The following is a 13,647-nucleotide window of genomic DNA, read 5'->3' as shown; positions in this document are numbered from 1 at the left end:
TACGCCTGGCAACATGACAACATGACCTCGATCCCTGACGGCTGGCCCGATGCGCAGGATGATGTCGAGCGCGGGTTCTTTCCGCTGTTCCGGGTGTCGCGGCGGCTGTTGACCGAGATGGACAAGTTCTATCGTGCCAGCGGCGATGGCCATTACGAATGGTCGTGGCCCTATGTCGCCCGCGCCCGCGGCCTTGTGATCGAGGATGTCGGCGGCGACGGCCCTTATGTCGCCCCCGGCAATACCAACCGCTTTTATACCTCCAGCCCCGACCGCCGCGATCTCTATCCCGGCACGTTCCGCTATCGCCCGGCCCAGGCGCAACCCGGCCGCCGCCCGAACACGCTGTATCACCCGATCAAAGCCCAACCTGTGCCGACACCGGATTTCCTGCGCTACCGGGTGAAATATCTGGCCCGGCTGATCCGCGGGAAAAAATAGCCCTTCCACGCGCGGGGTTCTTTCCGCCCGCCGCGCTTTGCGATAAAGGGCGGCCATGACCAATGAACTTCATATCATCGGCGGCGGCATGGCCGGCTCCGAAGCCGCATGGCAAGCCGCTCAGGCCGGTATCCCGGTCGTTATTCATGAAATGCGCCCGCAGGTCGGCACCTTTGCCCACCAGACCGGCAATCTGGCCGAAATGGTGTGTTCGAACTCGTTCCGCTCGGACGATGACGAACAGAACGCCGTCGGCCTGCTGCATTGGGAAATGCGTCAGGCGGGCGGCCTGCTGATGGAAATGGCCGATCTGCACCAACTGCCCGCAGGCGGGGCGCTGGCCGTCGACCGCGATGCCTTTAGCGAGGCCGTGACCGAGCGGCTGCGCGCGCATCCGCTGGTCCGGGTCGAAGCGGGCGAAATCACCGGCCTGCCCGATCAAGGCCATTGGATCATCGCCACCGGGCCGCTGACCTCGACCGCACTGGGTCAGGCGATTCAGGCCGAAACCGGTGCCGATGCGCTGGCATTTTTCGATGCCATCGCGCCGATCGTCTATTTCGACAGCATCGACCTTTCCAAAGCATGGTTCCAGTCGCGCTATGACAAGGGCGACACGCATGAAGAACGCACCGCCTATCTGAATTGCCCGATGGACCGCGACCAATACGAGGCCTTCATCGACGCGCTGCTGGCCGCCGACAAGGCCGAATTCCACGAGGGCGAGACCGCCGGCTATTTCGACGGCTGCCTGCCGATCGAGGTCATGGCCGAGCGCGGCCGCGAGACCCTGCGCCATGGCCCGATGAAACCCGTCGGCCTGACCAACCCGCACCAGCCCGACGTCAAGGCCCATGCCATCGTGCAATTGCGCCGCGACAACAAGCTGGGCACGCTGTTCAACATCGTCGGTTTTCAGACCAAGATGAAATACGGCGCCCAGACCGAAGTGTTCAAAACCATTCCGGGGCTGGAAAACGCCAGCTTTGCCCGTCTGGGCGGCATTCACCGCAACACCTTCATCAACTCGCCGACGTTGCTGGATGACCAGATGCGGTTGAAATCACGCCCGAGTATCCGCTTTGCCGGTCAGATCACCGGCGTCGAAGGCTATGTCGAAAGCGCCGCGATGGGCCTGTTGGCCGCGCGTCTGGCTGTGGCTGAAATCACCGGGAAAACCCTGCCGCCCGTGCCCGACACCACTGCAACCGGGGCGCTGATGACCCATATCACCGGCGGCGCCGACGCCAAGACCTTCCAGCCGATGAACGTCAATTTCGGGCTGTTCCCGCCGGTGACGGGCCTGAAAGCCGGACGTCGCGGCCGCAAGGACCGCTACAAGGCCTATACCGACCGCGCCAAGGCTGATTGGCTGGCATGGCTGGCGGCATGATGTTCCGCACCCGGTTCGCGCCATCGCCAACCGGGCCGCTGCATCTGGGCCACGCCTATTCGGCACTTCTGGCGCATGACATGGCCCGCGCGGCGGGCGGCTCTTTCCTGCTGCGCATCGACGATATCGACCAATCCCGCGCCCGTCCGGAATGGGAGGATCAGATCTATGACGACCTGCTCTGGCTGGGCATCCGCTGGAATGAACCGGTTCGCCGTCAATCTGATCACATTAAAGACTACGCTCAAGCCGTTGATAAACTAACGGATATTGGCCTAACCTATGCCTGCGCCTGCACCCGCCGCGACATTGAAGAGGCCGCCAGCGCCCCGCAGGAAGGCACCCCCGATTTCGGCCCCGATGGCCGCATTTATCCCGGCACCTGTCGCGACCTGAACCTGCCTGTGACCGATCAAACCGTCACCCGCCTGAACATGGCCCGCGCCTGCGCCCGCGCCCTGCCCGCCAGCTTCACCGAAACCGGGCCCTCCCACGCCGGCACCCACACGCTAAACGCCGACGAAATCACCGCCACCATCGGCGACGTGGTGCTGGTGCGGCGACAGATGGCGGCGGCCTATCATCTGGCGGTGGTGGTCGACGACATGGCGCAAAACATCACCCATGTCATCCGCGGTCAGGACCTGTTTGAGGCCACCCACATCCATGTCCTGCTGCAAAAACTGCTCGGCCTGCCGACCCCGACCTATCACCACCACGCCCTGATCCGCGACGACGCGGGCAAGCGGCTGGCAAAACGCGACGACGCCCGCGCCATCGCCAAATACCGCGCCGAGGGCGCCACCCCCGCCGATATCCGCCGCTTGGTCGGGCTTCCGCCTTCTTCTTCGTAAAAATATCCCCGCCGGAGGCCCAAAGTCAGGGCGCCATCGGCGCCATCAACTCAACCTCGGACCCGTCGCGCACCGCCGTATAGAAACAGCTGCGGCGATTGGTGTGACAGGCCGGCCCCTCTTGTTCGACCACCATCAACAGGCAATCGCGGTCGCAATCGATGCGGAATTCCAAAAGGCGCTGCACATGGCCGCTGGTCTCGCCCTTGACCCAGAACGCTTGCCGTGACCGCGACCAATAGGTCACGCGGCCACTGTCCAGCGTGCGCTGCACCGCCTCGGCATTCATCCAGGCCATCATCAGAACTTCGCCGGTCTCGGATTGGGCGATTGCCGGGATCAGACCGTTGGCATCATATTTCAGTGTGGTCGGGTCAAAGGCCATCCCCGCCTCCTTTGCAAAAGCAGCATCCCCGGTTATGTAATGACCCGACGCCAAAAGGGAAAGCCATGAGCGACTCTGATCTGATCAAGCTGTATTCGCAACGCATTCTGGCGCTGGCGGCGGATATCCCGCATCTGGGCACGCTTGAGGCGCCGGACGGCCATGCCAACAAGCGGGCGCCGCTGTGCGGATCGACGATTTCGGTCGATGTCAAACTGGCCGACGGGCGGATCACCGATTTCGCCCAGAACGTCAAAGCCTGCGCCTTGGGTCAGGCGGCGGCCTCGGTCGTGGGGGCCAATATCATCGGCCGCACCCGTGATCAGATTCAGACCGCCCGCGATCAGCTTAAGGCGATGCTGCGCGACGACGGCCCGGTGCCGGATACGCCGTTCGACGGGCTTGAGGTGCTGATCCCGGCCCGCGCCTATGCCAACCGGCACGGCTCGATCCTGTTGTCGCTTGAGGCGACGCTGGCCGCGATCGACGACGCGACAAAAGCCTAAAAAAAACCGCCGCACTTCATGGGGATGAAGGCGGCGGTCAGGGATGATCCAGTCCCGGTTCGGGCAGAGCAAAGGCAGGCTCTGAGGCTTAACGAACAGGCAGTTTCAAAAGCGACGCATCGGCGTTGGGGACAGTGATGCAGGCCGGGATCGGATCTTGGGCAGGCAGAAACTCACATCAAATTCGGCAGATGCAGGCTGACAACCAGCATCACCACCAACGATCCGGCCCCGATCACATCCTGCACAAAGGTATCGGCGGAACGGGTCAGCACTTTCTTCAGATCGGTCAGCATGGCGGTGATCCTTGTTGCGTTGCGTGTTGCCCCTTTGTTCTCATATTGATTAACCAAAGTAAAGAACTTTTAGGGAACATTAAGGAACATTTGAGAACAAATCCGCTAACCCACTGAAATATATTGGAACGCGCGGTCCTGTTCCAACAGCCACAGCAACACCCGCGCCGCCTGTCCGCGCGGGCTGGTCAGGTCGGAATCATCGCTTAACAATTTGCGGGCATCGGTCTGGGCCACGGCCATCAACGCCGCCTGCCGTTCCAGATCGGCGATGCGGAATCGCGGCAGGCCCGATTGCGCGGTGCCGATCACGTCACCGGCGCCGCGCATGGCAAGGTCTTCTTCGGCGATGCGAAAGCCGTCCTCGGTCTCGCGCAGGATTTCAAGCCGCTTGCGCCCGGTCTCGGTCAGCGGCGGTTGATACATCAGCAAACAGGTCGAGGCCGCCGACCCGCGCCCGACCCGACCGCGCAACTGGTGCAATTGCGCCAGCCCGAAATTCTCGGCCTGCTCGATCACCATGATCGAGGCATTCGGCACATCGACCCCAACCTCGATCACCGTAGTTGCCACCAGAACGGCCGTGTCCCCGGCGACAAACCGCGCCATCGCGGCGTCTTTTTCCGACGGCGGCATCTGCCCATGCACCAGCCCGACGCGGCCCTCGCCCAAGGCGGCGCGCAGGCGTTTGAACCGCTCTTCCGCGGCAGTCATATCGACCTTTTCGCTTTCCTCGACCAGCGGGCAGACCCAATAGGCCTGACGACCCTCGGCAATGGCGCGGCGCAGGTGATCGACCACCTCGTCCATGCGCCCACTGGACACAAGCGCGGTTTTCACCGGCTGGCGTCCGGGCGGTTTTTCATCCAGCACCGAAATATCCATGTCGCCATATTGCGCCAGCGATAGTGACCGAGGGATCGGCGTGGCGGTCATCACCAGCACATGCGCGCCCTGCCCCTTGGCCGACAATTCCAACCGCTGCGCCACGCCGAACCGGTGCTGTTCGTCGATGATCGCAAGGCGAAGGTCATGAAAATGCACGTCTTTCTGGAACACCGCATGGGTGCCGACCAGAATGTGAATATCGCCCCGCGCCAGCGCCGCCAGCTTGGCCGCCCGCTCGCGGCCCTTGTCGCGGCCGGTCAACAGCTCCAACACCACTCCAGCGCTTTCGGCCAGCGGGCGCAGGCTGTCCAGATGCTGACGCGCCAGAATTTCGGTCGGGGCCATCATCACGCCCTGCCCGCCCGCCTCGACCGCGATCAGCAACGCCATCAGCGCCACCAGCGTCTTGCCGGCCCCGACATCGCCCTGCAACAGGCGGCTCATCCGCAACGGCGCGGCCATGTCGGCGGCAATATCGGCAATCGCACGGGTCTGGGCACCGGTCGGCTGATACGGCAATGCGGCCAGCACCCGCGTCTGCAACTGGCCATTGCCCGCCGTCGGAATGCCCGGCTTGCGCCGCTGCTGCGCCCGGACCAGCGCCAGCGTCAACTGATGCGCGAACAATTCATCATAGGCCAACCGTTGCCGCGCCGGGGCGGTCGGGGCCAGATCGCGGCTGTCACGCGGCGCATGCGCCGCCCGCAGCGCCGCCGCCCAATCCGGCCAATCCTCGCGCGCTTTCAGCGCCGGGTCGATCCACTCGGCCAACTCGGGCACCCGGTCCAGGGCCGAGGCCACCGCCTTGGCCATCACCCGCAGCGTAACCCCCGAGGTCAGCGGATAGACCGGCTCATAAGCCGGAATGCTGTCGGCCTGATCGACCGGCAGGATGTGATCGGGATGCGCCATCTGTGCGACGCCATCAAACAATTCGATCTTGCCCGAGACCACGCGCCGCTCGCCCACCGGCAGGATGCGGTCCAGATAGTCGGATTTGCCGTGGAAAAACACCAATTGGAACGTGGTTTGCGCGTCCTGCACCTGAATTCGATACGGGCGCCCCCGGCTGCGCGGCGGGTGATGGGCGATGATCTCAACCTCGACTGTGACCGTATCGCCCGGCGTCACCTCGGTGACCGATCCGCGCACCGCCCGGTTGATCCCCGAATGCGGCAGCGTGAAAATCAGATCGCGCGGTTTTTCGATCCCCATCTGGGCGAAACTCTGCGCGGTTTTCGGCCCGACGCCGTCCAGCCCCTCAAGCCCGGCGAACAGCGGGAACAGGATATCGGGCCGGGTGCTCATGCGTCGCCGATCAGCGCCAGCCAAGCGTCCTCGTCGATGGTTTCAACCCCCAGTTCAGCGGCCTTTTTCGCCTTTGACCCGGCCCCCGGCCCGGCGACCAGCAGGTCAGTCTTGGCTGAAACCGACCCCGCGACCTTGGCGCCCAAAGCCTCGGCGCGGGCCTTGGCCTCGGCGCGGGTCATTTTTTCCAGCGAACCGGTGAACACGACGGTCTTGCCCGCGACCGGACTGTCGAGATCGGCGCGCGGCGCAACGTCCTGAATGGTTAACTGCGCCACCAGCCGGTCGATCGACGCCCGCTCGGCCTGTTGATGGAACGCCGTGACCAAGGCCCCGGCCATCACCGCGCCAATGCCGTCGATCGCCATCAGCTGTTCCCATTCCGGGCCTTCGCCGATCTGCGCCGCTGTCATCGCGGCCTCGAACGCGGCCCAACTGCCGTAATTCTGCGCCAACAGTTGCGAGGCATTTTCGCCGACATGCCGGATCCCCAGCGCGAAGATCAGCCGGTTCAGCGGAATGGAACGGCGTTCATCAATCGCCGCGAACAGCTTGGTTACCGATTTTTCGCCCCAGCCATCGCGATTGCTCAGCTTGGGCAGATTGGCGGCATCGCGGGCCTTCAGGGTGAAAATATCCGCCGGTTCGCGCACCTGAAGCTGCGGGTCATTATAGAACATTTCGACCTGCTTGGCGCCCAGACCTTCGATATCAAAGGCGCCACGGCTGACAAAATGTTTCAGCTTTTCAACGGCCTGCGCCGGGCAGATCACGCCGCCGGTGCAACGGCGCACCGCGTCGCCCTCTTCGCGCACCGCGTCCGAGCCGCATTCCGGGCAGGTGTCGGGAAACACATAAGGCACGGCGTCGGCGGGGCGTTTTGACAGGTCGACATCAGCCACTTTCGGGATCACATCCCCGGCGCGGTAAACCTGAACCCAATCGCCGACGCGGATATCCTTGCCGCCGCGAATTTCCACGCCTTTGGAATCGCGCCCGGCGATGTAATCCTCGTTATGCAGCGTGGCGTTGCTGACCACGACGCCGCCCACCGTGACCGGGTGCAGACGCGCAACCGGGCTGAGCGCCCCGGTGCGGCCGACCTGAATTTCGATCTTTTCCAACCGGGTCCACGCCAGTTCGGCCGGGAATTTATGCGCAATCGCCCAACGCGGCGTGGTTGAGCGAAAGCCTAGCCGCGCCTGCAACGCCAGATCGTTCACCTTGTAGACGACGCCATCAATGTCATAGCCCAAGGTCGCGCGTTGTTCCTCGATCGCGCGGTAATGGTCCAGCAGGTCGGCCGGCCCGTCGCAGATTTCTGTCAGCGGGTTGGTCTGAAACCCCAACGCGGTCAGGCGGGCGATGGCCTTGGCCTGCGTTTCTGCAAGCGGTGCGCTAAGTTCACCCCAGGCATAGGCGAAAAAGCGCAAAGGTCGGGCGGCGGTGATGGTGAAATCAAGCTGGCGCAGCGATCCGGCAGCGGCATTGCGCGGGTTGGCAAAGGGTTTTTGCCCGGCGGCGATCTGCCGGTCATTGAGGGCACTGAAATCGTCATGGGCCATATAGACCTCACCCCGGACCTCAAGAATATCGGGGGCATCGGTCAGGTGCTGCGGAATGTCGGCGATGGTGCGGGCATTGGCGGTGACGTTTTCGCCAACCTCGCCATCGCCGCGCGTTGCAGCCTGAACCAAGGCGCCCTTTTCATAGCGCAGCGATAATGACAGGCCGTCGATCTTGGGTTCGGCGGTATAGGCCAGCGGCGCGCTGTCGCCCAAGCCCAGATATTTGCGAATCCGGGCGTCGAATTCGGTGACATCCTCGTCGGAAAACGCATTTCCCAGCGACAGCATCCGCACCGCATGGGTGACCTTGGAAAACCCTTCGGCCGGGGCGGCGCCGACGGTTTGCGACGGGCTGTCGGTGCGTTTGAGATGCGGGAAACGCGCCTCGATCGCCGCATTCCGGCGTTTCAGCGCGTCATAATCGGCGTCGGATATCTCGGGCGCGTCGCGCTGGTGATAGGCGGCGTCGGCTGCGGCCAGCTTTGCCGCCAGCTCGGTCAGTTCGGCCCGGGCCTGTTCTTCGGTCAAATCGTCGATATGCGGCGTGGTCGCCATAGAGTCCCCCAAGGAATGTCCCCCGAATTGATAGGAGGACACCCCCGAGAGGTCCAGTTCAGACTGCGATTCCCGGCATTACGCCCGCATTGCCAGCGGAGCCAGTTGGCTGATCGGTTCGGGATCGCGCAGCACATAGCCCCGGCCCCAGACGGTTTCGATATAGTTTTCGCCGCCGGTGGCCTGGCTGAGTTTCTTGCGCAGTTTGCAGATGAACACGTCGATGATTTTCAACTCGGGCTCGTCCATGCCGCCATAAAGGTGGTTCAGGAACATTTCCTTGGTCAGGGTCGTGCCTTTGCGCAGGCTCAGCAGTTCCAGCATCTGGTATTCCTTGCCGGTCAGATGCACCGTCTTGTTATCGACATCGACGGTCTTGGCATCCAGATTGACGGTGATCCGCCCGGTGCGGATGATGCTTTGCGCATGGCCTTTCGAGCGGCGGATGATCGCGTGAATGCGCGCCACCAATTCATCGCGGTGAAACGGTTTGGTCAGATAGTCATCGGCGCCAAAGCCGAATCCCTTGATCTTGTTTTCGGTGTCGTCCGCCCCTGACAGGATCAGAATCGGTGTATCGACCCGGGCCAGCCGCAATTGGCGCAACACCTCGTGGCCATTCATGTCAGGCAAATGCAGGTCCAGAAGAATCAGGTCGTAATCATAGAGTTTGGCCAGATCGATGCCCTCTTCGCCAAGATCGGTCGAATAGACGTTCAGGTTGGCATGGGTCAGCATCAGTTCGATGCTTTTCGAGGTGGTCGGGTCGTCTTCGACCAAAAGGATTCGCATATCAATTCTCCGCAGACTAAATGGGTCGGTCTTAACAATGACAAACAATGGTTAATTGCGCGTTACCAATGTATTGGAGATTATGAACTCAATTCAGGGTTGTCTATAGTCCTGAAGTTTCGTTGCTTTCAATGCCTTGATGCCGTGCCTGGCCACCGCCTGGCACCAGCTTTCGAATTCCTCGTCTGACAGCGCATAGCGCGCCAGCGCCTCGTCCCGGTCGATCAGCCCCGCCGCCACGGCCTTGACCACAGCAGCCTTGCGCCGGGCGACCCAGCGTTTGGTATCAACCGGCGGCAGATCGGCTCGCGTCATGGTCGAGCCATCCGGCAGGGTCACGGTGCGCGGCCCCTGGATGCGTTTGATATACATTGTCACCCCTCGCTCAGTGTCTGGTGGCACTTTGGCGCGAACGGGCTTAACAAGCTGTGAAAGCGACCCTTGAGACTATTTCGCATTTTCCTATATTGCGCGGGTCTTCCCATAAGGTTTTGGTCATGTCTTTTGACGGCAACGAACACCCGATGAACTCGCTTGGTTTTGCCAAGCCGCCCGCCGAGACCCGTGTCGTGGTGGCGATGTCGGGTGGTGTCGATAGCTCGGTCGTGGCGGCGCAACTGGCTGAAGAGGGCTATGACGTCGTCGGCGTGACGCTGCAGCTTTATGACCACGGCGCGGCTCTGGCGAAAAAAGGTGCCTGCTGCGCCGGGATAGACATTCACGATGCCCGCCGCGTCGCCGAGGAAATGGGTTTTCCGCATTACGTGCTGGATTACGAGAACATCTTCAAAGACGCAGTGATCGACGAATTCGCTGACAGCTATCTGGCGGGCGCGACGCCGGTGCCCTGCATCCGTTGCAACGAGCGGGTCAAGTTCAAGGACCTGCTGGAAACCGCCCGCGATCTTGAGGCCGATTGCATGGCGACCGGCCATTACATCCAGCGCAAGATCGGTGCGGGTGGCCCTGAACTGCATTGCGCCACCGATGCCAACCGCGATCAAAGCTATTTCCTGTTCTCGACCACGCCGGAACAGCTGGAATTCCTGCGCTTTCCGCTAGGGCATCTGCCGTCAAAAGCGGCAACGCGCGAACTGGCGGCGAAATACGGGTTGGCGGTGGCGGACAAGCCCGACAGTCAGGATATTTGCTTCGTGCCCAATGGCGATTATGCCAGCGTGATCGAGAAACTGCGCCCCGGGGCCGCCGATCCGGGCGAGATCGTCCATGCCGATGGCCGGGTTCTGGGCCAGCACGAGGGCGTGATCCATTACACCATCGGCCAGCGCCGGGGGCTGGGCATCGGCGGCCTGACCGAGCCGCTGTATGTGGTGCGGCTGGATGTCGACGCCAAACAGGTGATCGTCGGCCCGAAAGAAATGCTGGCCACCCGGATCGTGCCGTTGCGCGAGGTGAACTGGCTGGGCGACGAGCCGATGATGTCGCGACCGGAATGGGAAATCGCGGTCAAAGTGCGGTCAACCCGGCCACCGCGCGCCGCGATCCTGCGGCCGATCTCGGAAACCGAGGCCGAGGTCGAATTGCTGACCGCTGAAGAGGGCGTCAGCCCCGGACAGGCTTGTGTGTTCTACCAGACCACAGGCAGCCGCGTTCTGGGCGGCGGCTGGATCTGGCGCGGCGTCTGAGCAATTTGAGTATTTAGGCCAAGAAAAAGACCTGAGCCTCAGGTCAGGCCATCAAGGACGGCGCGGGCGGCGCGCAGGCCGGGCGGCTGATCGCCCTGCCCCAACAAGCGCATGGTTTCGGCCTCGGCCGCAAGCTGGGCCGCGCGGGCGTCGGGGTTATCGAGCAGATCCAGCAGCGCGGCGGCAATGCGGTCGGGCTTGCAGGCCTCGCCCAGATATTCCGGCACGACGCGCTGGTTGGTGACGATATTGACCAGCGTCACGGTGTCGATCTTCATCATCCGACCGATGATCTGGCGGCTGAGCCAACTCATGTCATAGGCGATGACCATCGGGGTTTGGGCCGCGGCCAGCTCCAGCGACACCGTGCCCGAGGCGGCCAGCGCCAGATCGGCGGCGACAAAGGCGGCGCGTTTTTCGGTCAGGGCATTCGGATTGTCGCGCGGGTCCAGCAGGATCGGGTTGCCGGGCCACGAGGCGACCAGATCGGCAACCGCGCCCGCGACCGGGCCAGCGGCGGGCAGAACCACCCGTGCCGAGGGGTGGCGCGCCAGAACCGGGCGCAGGGATTCGCCAAAGACCGGCGCCAGACGCCCGACCTCGCCCAGCCGCGAGCCGGGAAGCGCGAGGATCAGCTTGGTCTCGGGCGCGATGCCATGTTGCGCGCGGAAGGCGGCGGCCTCATCCGGGCTGGCCACGGGTTGAGACACGACCGGGTGGCCGACGAAATCGCAGCGCATGCCTTCGGCCTGCATATAGGGCGGCTCGAACGGGAACAGCGCCAGCACCTGATCGATGACCCGCGCCATCTTGCGGGCGCGGCCGGCGCGCCAGGCCCAGACCGTGGGCGCGACGTAATGCACGGTGCGGATGCTGCTGGCGGCCTTGACGCGTTTGGCCACGCGCAGGCTGAAATCGGGGCTGTCGATGGTGATCAGCGCGTCCGGCTTGTCGGACAGCACCTGCGTGGCGCATTGGTTGATCCGCCGCATCAGCGCCCGGTATTTCGGCAGCACCTCGGCCAGACCCATGACGCTGAGTTCATCCATCGGGAACAGGCTGGTCAGCCCCTCGGCCTGCATCAGCGGCCCGCCGACGCCCGAGAATTGCACATCCGGATCAAGCTGTTTCAGCCCCGCCATCAGCGCCGCGCCAAGCGCGTCGCCCGAGGGTTCCCCCGCAATCAGGAAAAACCGGGTCATGCCGGACGCACCCACAGGAACAGGCCCCGCCGGTCAGCTTCGGCCACGGTTTCGGCGCGATTCAGGATCATCACGCCGCTGGCTTCGATCACCACGCCGTTCAGCCCGGCGCGGGCAGCGCGGGCCAGCGTATCGGGACCAATCGCAGGCAGGTCGATCCGGCGTTCCTGACCGGGTTTCGGGGCCTTCAGAAACACGCCACCCCGGCCTATGGGGCGCTTTTTCCCGGCGACATCCGCCACCCAATCCAGCATCGCATCGGTGCCCGGCAGGGTTTCGACCGCAAGGCACAGCCCATCGGCCACCACCGCGCCCTGCCCTAGGTCCAACTGGCCAAGGCCGCGCACGATCTCGGCGGCGCGGGCGGCGTCGGTTTCATCCACCGGGCCGGGTTGGCTTGCGGTCAGGATGCCGGGTTCGGGCAGCAGATCCGGCGCGATCTCATGCGCGCCAGCAATCTGAAAACCATCTTCGGTGAAAAGCTGCAGGATCGCCCGCAGCGTCGCGTCATCGCCCTGTTGCAGCGCCGGCAAGATCTGCGGCAGCAGCGCTGCGGTCTGGGCGTCGATGCGTTCGGGGTCGAGGGCCGCGCGGGCCACGGCCCCGGCGAAGACCACTTGCGTCACCCCAAGATCGTGCATCCGGTTGAACAGCAGCGCGAGCCGTTCAAGGATGAACCGTTCGACCGGCAGACCGGCGGGGTTGTCCATGGCAAAGCCGTCGAGCTCAAAAATATGGAACGGCGCGCCCTGACGGCCAAGGCTGTCCGCAACCAGAGCCGGCAAGGCGCCGCGCCCGGCGATGATCGCCGTTACATCACGCATCAGCTTGGCGTCAGAAACGAGCGGTCGCTGTCGCCCAGCACGAAATTCACCACTTCACGCACATAGTCGCTTTCGGTTTCCTCGCTTAGACGGCGGGCGCGTTCCTGAAAGGTGCCCTCGCCCTGCGACAGCGCCTGAAACGCCGCCCGCAGCGCGGTGATATCGGCGCGCGCCACGCCTTTGCGTTTCAGCCCGACCAGATTCAACCCATCGAGAACCCCGCGCGGCCCCTGCACAAGGCCGTAGGGGATCACGTCATTGGTGACCATGCTGACCGCGCCGATGATCGCGCCGCGACCGATCCGCACCCATTGGTGAATGCCGGACAGGCCGCCGATGATCACGTCGTCCTCGATCACACAGTGCCCGGCGACAGCCGATTGGTTCACCACGATCACCCGGTCGCCGATGGTCACGTCATGGGCCACATGGCAGCCGGCCATGAACAGGCCATCGTCGCCGACGCGGGTCACGCCACCGCCACCTTCGGTGCCGGTGTTCATCGTGACATGTTCGCGGATGCGGTTGCGCTTGCCGATGACAAGGCTGGTTTTCTCGCCAGCGAATTTCAGATCCTGCGGGATCTCGCCAATGCTGGCGAAGGGAAAGACCACCGTGCCCTCGCCCACGAAGGTTGCGCCGGTGACGACGACATGGCTTTTCAGCACGACATCGCGATCCAGTTCGACCTCGGGGCCGACAAGGCAGAACGGGCCGATCTCGACATTGGGGCCGATCCGGGCACCGGCTTCGATCACCGAGGACGGATGGATGCGGGCGGAGGGGTCAATGGACATGCGGGTTACTCGGCCGGAAGGTCGATCATCGCGGCGAATTCGCACTGGCATGCCAGTTCACCGTCAACGCGGGCGATGCCCTCGAATTTCCAGACCTTGGCACCGGGCTTGCCGCGCAGGGTGGTGATGCTCATTTCCATCACGTCGCCGGGCACAACTTTGCGGCGGAATTTGCAGCCGTCGATCGACATG

The 13,647-nt window shown here is 63.5% G+C and carries 14 protein-coding genes and 1 pseudogene; 5 read left to right on the top strand and 10 right to left on the bottom strand.

Features of this window, described 5'->3' with window-relative positions; genetic code table 11:
• The 3 genes from ABYW26_RS03035 to gluQRS form a co-directional block, all read left to right on the top strand.
• On the top strand, positions 1–441 hold a 441-nt coding region (locus tag ABYW26_RS03035; protein ID WP_372603297.1), incomplete at its 5' end, for a hypothetical protein.
• Positions 442–496: 55 nt separating this feature from the next.
• Positions 497–1,834 carry a methylenetetrahydrofolate--tRNA-(uracil(54)-C(5))-methyltransferase (FADH(2)-oxidizing) TrmFO gene (trmFO, locus tag ABYW26_RS03030; protein WP_372603296.1) on the top strand — a complete coding sequence of 446 codons (1,338 nt, stop codon included), beginning with the start codon at positions 497–499 and terminating at the stop codon, positions 1,832–1,834.
• Positions 1,831–2,688: a tRNA glutamyl-Q(34) synthetase GluQRS gene (gene gluQRS, locus ABYW26_RS03025; protein WP_372603298.1), complete on the top strand. Its 858-nt coding sequence runs from the start codon at positions 1,831–1,833 to the stop codon at positions 2,686–2,688. The genes trmFO and gluQRS overlap by 4 nt, the downstream gene beginning before the upstream one ends.
• Before the next feature lie 25 nt (positions 2,689–2,713).
• Here gluQRS and hisI read toward each other — a convergent pair whose 3' ends face one another.
• Positions 2,714–3,073, bottom strand: coding sequence for a phosphoribosyl-AMP cyclohydrolase (gene hisI / locus ABYW26_RS03020; RefSeq protein WP_372603295.1), 360 nt, complete (start codon positions 3,071–3,073; stop codon positions 2,714–2,716).
• Positions 3,074–3,138: 65 nt separating this feature from the next.
• On the opposite strand from hisI, the gene ABYW26_RS03015 reads away from it, so the two are divergent.
• Positions 3,139–3,579: an iron-sulfur cluster assembly scaffold protein gene (locus tag ABYW26_RS03015; protein WP_372603294.1), complete on the top strand. Its 441-nt coding sequence runs from the start codon at positions 3,139–3,141 to the stop codon at positions 3,577–3,579.
• A gap of 173 nt (positions 3,580–3,752) precedes the next feature.
• Here the strand turns inward: ABYW26_RS03015 and ABYW26_RS03010 are convergent, their stop codons facing one another.
• The 5 genes from ABYW26_RS03010 to ABYW26_RS02990 all read right to left on the bottom strand — a co-directional run bounded on the left by ABYW26_RS03010 (position 3,753) and on the right by ABYW26_RS02990 (position 9,358).
• Complete coding sequence (locus ABYW26_RS03010) at positions 3,753–3,875, bottom strand: hypothetical protein (RefSeq protein ID WP_372603293.1); 123 nt, start codon at positions 3,873–3,875, stop codon at positions 3,753–3,755.
• A gap of 105 nt (positions 3,876–3,980) precedes the next feature.
• Positions 3,981–6,071 (bottom strand): ATP-dependent DNA helicase RecG, encoded by a 2,091-nt coding sequence (recG, locus tag ABYW26_RS03005; protein ID WP_372603292.1) that lies wholly within the window; start codon positions 6,069–6,071, stop codon positions 3,981–3,983.
• Positions 6,068–8,194 (bottom strand): NAD-dependent DNA ligase LigA, encoded by a 2,127-nt coding sequence (ligA, locus tag ABYW26_RS03000; RefSeq protein WP_372603291.1) that lies wholly within the window; start codon positions 8,192–8,194, stop codon positions 6,068–6,070. The genes recG and ligA overlap by 4 nt, the downstream gene beginning before the upstream one ends.
• A 78-nt stretch (positions 8,195–8,272) precedes the next feature.
• Positions 8,273–8,986, bottom strand: coding sequence for a response regulator transcription factor CtrA (ctrA, locus tag ABYW26_RS02995; RefSeq protein ID WP_372603290.1), 714 nt, complete (start codon positions 8,984–8,986; stop codon positions 8,273–8,275).
• A gap of 93 nt (positions 8,987–9,079) precedes the next feature.
• The gene (locus ABYW26_RS02990; RefSeq protein WP_372603289.1) at positions 9,080–9,358 is read right to left on the bottom strand and encodes a DUF1153 domain-containing protein; all 279 of its coding nucleotides are present in this window, start codon (positions 9,356–9,358) and stop codon (positions 9,080–9,082) included.
• 125 nt (positions 9,359–9,483) lie between these two features.
• On the opposite strand from ABYW26_RS02990, the gene mnmA reads away from it, so the two are divergent.
• Positions 9,484–10,632 carry a tRNA 2-thiouridine(34) synthase MnmA gene (mnmA, locus tag ABYW26_RS02985; protein WP_372603288.1) on the top strand — a complete coding sequence of 383 codons (1,149 nt, stop codon included), beginning with the start codon at positions 9,484–9,486 and terminating at the stop codon, positions 10,630–10,632.
• A gap of 38 nt (positions 10,633–10,670) precedes the next feature.
• On the opposite strand, the gene lpxB is transcribed toward mnmA, so the two are convergent.
• The 4 genes and pseudogenes from lpxB to ABYW26_RS02965 form a co-directional block, all read right to left on the bottom strand.
• Entirely contained in the window at positions 10,671–11,834 is a 1,164-nt protein-coding gene (gene lpxB / locus ABYW26_RS02980) for a lipid-A-disaccharide synthase (protein WP_372603287.1), read from the bottom strand.
• Positions 11,831–12,658, bottom strand: coding sequence for an LpxI family protein (locus tag ABYW26_RS02975; protein WP_372603286.1), 828 nt, complete (start codon positions 12,656–12,658; stop codon positions 11,831–11,833). The genes lpxB and ABYW26_RS02975 overlap by 4 nt, the downstream gene beginning before the upstream one ends.
• A complete protein-coding gene (gene lpxA / locus ABYW26_RS02970) occupies positions 12,658–13,455 on the bottom strand; it encodes an acyl-ACP--UDP-N-acetylglucosamine O-acyltransferase (protein WP_372603285.1) in 798 nt (265 codons plus the stop codon). The genes ABYW26_RS02975 and lpxA overlap by 1 nt, the downstream gene beginning before the upstream one ends.
• 5 nt (positions 13,456–13,460) lie before the next feature.
• Positions 13,461–13,647, bottom strand: a pseudogene (locus ABYW26_RS02965) (3-hydroxyacyl-[acyl-carrier-protein] dehydratase FabZ); the annotation flags it as partial.

It is taken from the genome of Actibacterium sp. (assembly GCF_041584535.1).
GTDB lineage: Bacteria > Pseudomonadota > Alphaproteobacteria > Rhodobacterales > Rhodobacteraceae > Actibacterium_D.
The sequence above is the reverse complement of the archived record's forward strand: the minus strand, read 5'-3'. Positions and strand labels throughout refer to the sequence as shown.

Bases quoted from the DNA above. Each gene is read 5' to 3' on its own strand.
- trmFO (WP_372603296.1), top strand. From the start codon at position 497: ATGACCAATGAACTTCATATCATCGGCGGCGGCATGGCCGGCTCCGAA.
- gluQRS (WP_372603298.1), top strand. From the start codon at position 1,831: ATGATGTTCCGCACCCGGTTCGCGCCATCGCCAACCGGGCCGCTGCAT.
- hisI (WP_372603295.1), bottom strand. From the start codon at position 3,073: ATGGCCTTTGACCCGACCACACTGAAATATGATGCCAACGGTCTGATC.
- ABYW26_RS03015 (WP_372603294.1), top strand. From the start codon at position 3,139: ATGAGCGACTCTGATCTGATCAAGCTGTATTCGCAACGCATTCTGGCG.
- ABYW26_RS03010 (WP_372603293.1), bottom strand. From the start codon at position 3,875: ATGCTGACCGATCTGAAGAAAGTGCTGACCCGTTCCGCCGATACCTTT.
- recG (WP_372603292.1), bottom strand. From the start codon at position 6,071: ATGAGCACCCGGCCCGATATCCTGTTCCCGCTGTTCGCCGGGCTTGAG.
- ligA (WP_372603291.1), bottom strand. From the start codon at position 8,194: ATGGCGACCACGCCGCATATCGACGATTTGACCGAAGAACAGGCCCGG.
- ctrA (WP_372603290.1), bottom strand. From the start codon at position 8,986: ATGCGAATCCTTTTGGTCGAAGACGACCCGACCACCTCGAAAAGCATC.
- ABYW26_RS02990 (WP_372603289.1), bottom strand. From the start codon at position 9,358: ATGTATATCAAACGCATCCAGGGGCCGCGCACCGTGACCCTGCCGGAT.
- mnmA (WP_372603288.1), top strand. From the start codon at position 9,484: ATGTCTTTTGACGGCAACGAACACCCGATGAACTCGCTTGGTTTTGCC.
- lpxB (WP_372603287.1), bottom strand. From the start codon at position 11,834: ATGACCCGGTTTTTCCTGATTGCGGGGGAACCCTCGGGCGACGCGCTT.
- ABYW26_RS02975 (WP_372603286.1), bottom strand. From the start codon at position 12,658: ATGCGTGATGTAACGGCGATCATCGCCGGGCGCGGCGCCTTGCCGGCT.
- lpxA (WP_372603285.1), bottom strand. From the start codon at position 13,455: ATGTCCATTGACCCCTCCGCCCGCATCCATCCGTCCTCGGTGATCGAA.